5 protein-coding genes are annotated in these 6,000 nt (G+C 73.1%); 2 read left to right on the top strand and 3 right to left on the bottom strand.

Annotation, left to right across the window (positions count from 1 at the left end; genetic code table 11):
- The coding region (locus STRAU_RS30615; RefSeq protein ID WP_158692165.1) for a DUF2510 domain-containing protein at positions 1-566 on the bottom strand (566 nt) is incomplete at its 3' end.
- Between the two features lie 279 nt (positions 567-845).
- Here STRAU_RS30615 and STRAU_RS30610 point away from each other — a divergent pair.
- Complete coding sequence (locus tag STRAU_RS30610) at positions 846-1,325, top strand: SsgA family sporulation/cell division regulator (protein WP_016644296.1); 480 nt, start codon at positions 846-848, stop codon at positions 1,323-1,325.
- Positions 1,326-1,344: 19 nt separating this feature from the next.
- Here STRAU_RS30610 and STRAU_RS30605 read toward each other — a convergent pair whose 3' ends face one another.
- Positions 1,345-2,754, bottom strand: a complete 1,410-nt coding sequence (locus STRAU_RS30605; RefSeq protein ID WP_052029354.1) for an FAD-binding oxidoreductase — start codon at positions 2,752-2,754, stop codon at positions 1,345-1,347.
- A gap of 97 nt (positions 2,755-2,851) precedes the next feature.
- Here STRAU_RS30605 and STRAU_RS30600 point away from each other — a divergent pair, with 97 nt between their 5' ends.
- A complete protein-coding gene (locus STRAU_RS30600; protein WP_106968105.1) occupies positions 2,852-4,489 on the top strand; it encodes a tetratricopeptide repeat protein in 1,638 nt (545 codons plus the stop codon).
- Between the two features lie 294 nt (positions 4,490-4,783).
- On the opposite strand, the gene hppD is transcribed toward STRAU_RS30600, so the two are convergent.
- Positions 4,784-5,929 (bottom strand): 4-hydroxyphenylpyruvate dioxygenase, encoded by a 1,146-nt coding sequence (gene hppD, locus STRAU_RS30595; RefSeq protein ID WP_016644293.1) that lies wholly within the window; start codon positions 5,927-5,929, stop codon positions 4,784-4,786.
- Positions 5,930-6,000 lie beyond the last annotated feature (71 nt).

Raw genomic sequence — 6,000 nt, 5'->3', positions numbered from 1 at the left:
GCCGCCCCGTCCCCGGGCACCCGCGGGTCCCGCTGCCCGGGCGCACCCCACGACACCCGCTGGTCCTGCTCGCCGCCGAGTCCGGTCTGCCGGGCCGCGTCCGCCTGCCAGGCCGAGGCGGGCTCGGGCCTGGCCCCGTGCTGCCCGGCGCCGGAGCCGCTGGCTCGGCCGGCCCCGGATCCACCCGTACCGGCCCCGGATCCACCCGTACCGGCGACGGCGTCCGGGTCGGCGGCGGGGGTGGCCTCGGTGTCGGGGCCGGTCTGCGTCACCCCGCCCGGCTCCTCGTCGAAGAACACCGGCCCGGTCTCCTCGGCGGCCGCGGGCGCCGCCGACGGGGCGGGCGCGGTGGCCGAACGCGGCGGCGCGGGCAGCGGTTCACCGTCGGACGGCGCGGGACGGCTCGTGCCCGGCACCCCGGCCGCCCGTTCCCGTACCGGACATATCCTCGTGCCCGGCACCCAGGCCGCACCGTTCCAGTACCGGACATATCCCGGAATGGACGGATCGGGGTAGTAGCCTTCGCGGGGCCTGTCGTCGCCGGGGGCCGGGGTTGGGGCGCTCATGTCCGTCGTCCCGTATCTGCTCGGGGGTCTTGTGAGGCTCCACATCTATCAGACCTGCGCGGCGCGCTGGGCGGCTCCCGCCGCACCGCCCCCTTCCGTGCACGGTTCCTCCCCTCCCTCCCCCTCCCGGCCCCGCCCGGAAAAAAAACTTTCCCGAACTCGCGTAATGATCGGCCGCCCACGCGCTCTGACTCATCGCGGGCCTGCTCCCAGGCCCCGTGCGCGGACCCGTTCGCCCGGGCCCGCGCACGCAGCAGCGAGAAAGGAAGCGCAAGCGACATGCACACCGTGGTGGAACGCGAGTTGGAGCTCAAACTCGTCCTCTCGCCGGAACGGGCGATCCCCGTCCCGGCCCGGCTCACCTACCGCACCGACGATCCGTACGCCGTCCACATCGCCTTTCACATCGGGTCCGAGCACCCCGTGAACTGGACGTTCGCCCGTGAACTCCTGGTGGAGGGGGTGTTCAGGCCGTGCGGCCACGGCGATGTGCGGGTGTGGCCGACGAAGGTCGACGGCCGGTCCGTCGTCCTGATGGCGCTCAGTTCGCCCGACGGCGACGCTCTCCTGGAGGCGCCGGCGCCCGCCGTGTCCGCCTGGCTGGAGCGCACCCTGCGGGTGGTCCCTCCGGGCTCTGAGGCCGAGCAGCTCGGCATCGACGACGGCCTGGCCGAGCTGCTCGCCCCCACCTGCGGCCGCGCGGACGAGCTGTGGCTGCGCGACCCGTGGCCCTCCGACGAGTCCAAGGACGGTGAGTGAGCGCTGACGACACGGGGGGTCAGAACAACTTGCCCGGGTTGAGGAGGTGGTGCGGGTCGAAGGCGGCCTTGACGGCACGCTGCATCTCCAGGCCCACCGGTCCGAGCTCGCGCGCCAGCCACTCCTTCTTCAGGACGCCGACGCCGTGTTCGCCGGTGATGGTGCCGCCGAGTTCGAGGCCGAGGGCCATGATCTCGTCGAAGGACTCGCGGGCGCGCCGTGATTCGTCGGGGTCTGCCGCGTCGAAGCAGACGGTGGGGTGGGTGTTGCCGTCGCCCGCGTGCGCGCAGACCCCGATGGTCAGGCCGTACTTGTCGGCGATGCGCTCGGTGCCGTCGAGCATGTCGGCGAGGCGGGAGCGGGGTACGCACACGTCGTCGATCATCGTCGTGCCCTTCACCGCTTCGAGGGCGGTGAGCGACAACCGCCGCGCCTGGAGCAGCAGTTCGGACTCGGCCGCGTCCTCCGCCGGGACGACCTGGGTGGCGCCCGCGGCCTCGCACAGGGCGCCGACGGCGACGAGGTCGGCGGCCGGGTCCGGGGTGTCGAAGGCGGCGAGGAGCAGGGCCTCCGTGGTCTCCGGCAGGCCCATGTGGGCCAGGGCGTTGACGGCGCGGATCGTCGTACGGTCCATGAGTTCGAGCAGGGACGGCCCATGGCCGCCTTCCATGATCCTGCACACGGCGTCGCAGGCCGCGGCCGTCGAGCCGAACTCGGCTGCCAGGACGAGCTGTTGGGGCGGCTGCGGCTTCAGCGCGAGGATCGCGCGGACGACGATGCCGAGGCTGCCCTCCGAGCCGACGAACAGCCGGGTCAGGTCGTATCCGGCGACGCCCTTGGCGGTGCGCCGGCCGGTGCTCATCAGCCGCCCGTCGGCGAGGACGACGTCGAGGCCGAGTACGTACTCCGCCGTCACCCCGTACTTCACGCAGCACAGGCCGCCGGAGGCCGTGCCGATGTTGCCGCCGATGGTGCACGTCTCCCAACTGGAGGGATCCGGCGGGTAGTAGAGGCCGTGCTCGCCGACCGCGCGGGAGAGCGCGGCGTTGACGACGCCGGGCTCGACGACGGCGATCCGGTCGACGGGGCTGATCTCGATGATCCGGTCCATCTTGACGAGGGACAGGACGACACAGCCGTCGCTCGCGTTCGCCGCGCCGGACAGGCCCGTGCGGGCGCCCTGCGGGACCACGGGGACGCGCAGTTCGGTGGCCGTGCGCATCACGTGCTGGACCTGCTCGACGGTGCGCGGCAGGACCACGACGGCGGGGGTGCCGGCGGCGCAGAAGCTCGCCATGTCGTTGGCGTACGAGGCCGTGACGTCCGGGTCGGTGAGGAGCGCGTCGGCGGGGAGGCCCGCGCGGAGGCGGTCGATCAGGCCAGGGTCGGGGGCGGGGGTTCCCGGCGTGCTGTGCGTGCCACTGCTCATGATCACAGCCTCGCACTCGGGGCCATCGGTGTGAACCCGTGTGCGACGCCGTTCGCGTGCCGGGACGCACTCTTCGTATTGACGCACAGTGAGCGCCATGGACACCGAGGAGAACCCGCAGGCCGCAGCCGCCCCGCCCCCGCCGAACGCGTCGGTCCTGCCCGCCGTGCAGAGCTCGGACGGCCGGATCCCGCGGCGCTCACGGACCTCGCTGGGCGGCCCGGGGCGGCGCCTTTTCCCGGGTCCGCGCCGCCCGCTGGGGCCGCGCCGCTCCCCCGTCTCGCGGCGCGCGGTGGATCTCTCCGCCGTCGCGGGCTGTGTCGTCCTGGGCGGGGTGTTCGTGCTGCTGCCGGACCGGGGCGGTGAGTCCGGGCCACCGGCGCTCGGGCCCGCCGGGCGGGCGGTGGCCGCGGTGGGGGCGGGGGCGCCGGCCGCGCTGCCCGATCTGGCGGTGCTCATCGGCGAGCGCGAGGCCCATCTGCGGGCGCATCCCCAGGACGACGAGTCGTGGGCGGTGCTCGGCTCCGCGTACGTCGAGCGGGGGCTCAGGACCGCCGACTCCGCGGACTATCCGAAGGCCGAGCAGGCGCTGCGTACGTCTCTGAAGGCGCGGCCCGACGGGAACGTGCCCGCGCTCACCGGGCTCGCCGCCCTCGGCAACGCGCGGCACGACTTCCGGGCCGCGAAGAAGTGGGGCGAGCAGGCGGTGCGGCTCGCGCCGCGGCGGTGGACGGCGCACGCGGCCCTGCTCGACGCCTACCGGGGGCTCGGGGACGAGAAGGGGGTCGCGCGGGCGCTGGCGAAGGTGCGGAAGCTGCGGTCGGGGGCCGCGGTGCGGGTGCGGGCCGGGGTGGTGTTCCGGGACCGGGGCTGGCGCGAGGACGCGGCGGCGGCGCTCGCGGACGCGGCGGCGCTGGCGCGGACTCCGGCGGAGCGGGCGGCGTGCCTGTACCGGGTCGGGGAGCTGGCCTGGGAGCGGGGCGAGCCCGGGGAGTCCCTGCGCTACTTCGACGCGGCGCTCGCGGCGGACCCGGACCATCACCCCTCGCTCGCGTCGCGGGGCCGCTCGCTGGTGGCGCTCGGCCGCACCTCGGACGCGCTGCGCGCCTATCAGGGCGCGCTCGCCCGGCAGCCCGCGCCCGAATACGCCCTGGAACTGGGCGAGTTGTACGAGTCGTTGGGGCTGCGTCCGGCCGCGCGGGCGCAGTACGACCTGCTGCGGGCGCGGGTGAAGCAGGCCGGGCTCGGCGGGGTGAACGACGAGCGGGTGCTCGGCCTGTTCGAGGCGGACCACGGGGATCCGGGGGCGGCCGTGCGGAGGCTGACCGCGGAGTTCAAGCGGCACGGGAGTCCCGAGAACGCGGATGCGCTGGGGTGGGCGTTGCATCGGGCCGGGGAGTCCGAGGCGGGGCTGAAGCGGGTGGAGGCGGCGGTGAAGAAGGGGCCCCGCAGTGCCCTGTTCTTCTACCACCGGGGGGAGATCGAGCGGGAGCTCGGGCGGTACGGGGCTGCGCGGCGGCATCTGAACGAGGCGCTGCGCATCAACCCCTACTTCTCGCCGCTGGGCGCGGCCGCTGCGCGGGACGCCCTGGACGCCCTCGGCGATCCCCCGGAGGGCGGGCCGGCGGAGGTGTACCCGCCGTACCCCATCCCGTTGAGCGAACGCACCCCGACCCGCCCGCCGAAGCCGAAGCCGAAGCCCAAGCCGTCGCCCCGTCCCACGCAGTCCGCCTGACCCCTCACATACCTGGCACCGTCGGCCTGGGCTGTGCCCACCCGTGCCGCCCTGCGGCACGAGTGCCCCCCTGCGGCACGATTGCCCACAGCGGGAACGGCCCCACCCACCCCAGCGACGCCGAACTGCCGTACGTGGCACCGGTGGCGCGGACCGCCCGCAGAGGCAGGCCGCTGGGCCCCGGTGCCGGCCCCAAGCGGACTGTTCGGGGTGAACGGGCGGGCGGGTGGGAGATATCCGCCGCGGAGCGGCGGGACAGGGCAGCCACCCACCACCCGCAGACAGAGCCCCCGCTCAGAGATTGCCGCGCTTCTCCTGCTCGCGCTCGATCGCCTCGAAGAGCGCCTTGAAGTTGCCCTTGCCGAAGCCCATGGAGCCGTGGCGCTCGATCATCTCGAAGAAGACGGTCGGCCGGTCCTGCACCGGCTTGGTGAAGATCTGCAGCAGGTACCCGTCCTCGTCCCGGTCGACGAGGATCTTCAGCTCGCGCAGGGTCTCGACGGGAACCCGCGTCTCACCGGCCCACTCGCCGAGGGTGTCGTAGTAGGAGTCGGGGGTGTCGAGGAACTGGACGCCCCCGGCGCGCATGGTGCGTACGGTCTCCACGATGTCGTTCGTGGCGAGCGCGATGTGCTGGACGCCCGCGCCGCCGTAGAACTCCAGATACTCGTCGATCTGGGACTTCTTCTTCGCGATGGCCGGCTCGTTGATCGGGAACTTGACCTTGAGCGTGCCGTCGGCCACGACCTTGGACATCAGCGCCGAGTACTCGGTGGCGATGTCGTCGCCCACGAACTCCTTCATGTTCGTGAAGCCCATGACCTTGTTGTAGAAGCCGACCCACTCGTTCATCTTGCCGAGCTCGACGTTGCCCACGCAGTGGTCGATGGCCTGGAAGGTGCGCTTGGCGGGCGGCTCGACCATCGGGGCGGCGGCGACGAAGCCGGGCAGGTAGGGCCCGGTGTAGCCGGAGCGGTCGACCAGGGTGTGCCGGGTCTTGCCGTACGTGGCGATCGCGGCGAGCACGACGGTGCCGTGCTCGTCCTTGACCTCGTACGGCTCGTCGATGCCGCGCGCCCCGTGCTCGACGGCGTACGCGTACGCGGCGCGCGCGTCCGGCACCTCGATGGCGAGGTCGACGACGCCGTCGCCGTGCGCGGCGACGTGCTCGGAGAGGAACGTGCCCCAGTCGGTCGACGCCTTGATGACCGACGTGAAGACGAAGCGCGCGCCGCCGTTCGTCAGCACATAGCTCGCGGTCTCGCGGCTGCCGTTCTCCGGTCCGGAGTAGGCGACGAGCTTCATGCCGAACGCCGTGGAGTAGTAGTGCGCGGCCTGCTTGGCGTTGCCCACGGCGAAGACGACCGCGTCCATTCCCTTCACCGGGAAGGGGTCGGCCTCACGCGCGGTTTCGGGGGTGGTGTGTGTGGTCTGAGTCATAGCCCGAGGCTCCCGCTGAACCACAAGATGCGCAATAGTTCACGCATTTGCTGAGCAATCTGCATAGCATC

The organism is Streptomyces aurantiacus JA 4570, assembly GCF_000414115.1.
GTDB lineage: Bacteria > Actinomycetota > Actinomycetes > Streptomycetales > Streptomycetaceae > Streptomyces > Streptomyces aurantiacus_A.
Note: the sequence above shows the minus strand (reverse complement) of the source record. Positions and strands in the feature narration are given on the sequence as shown.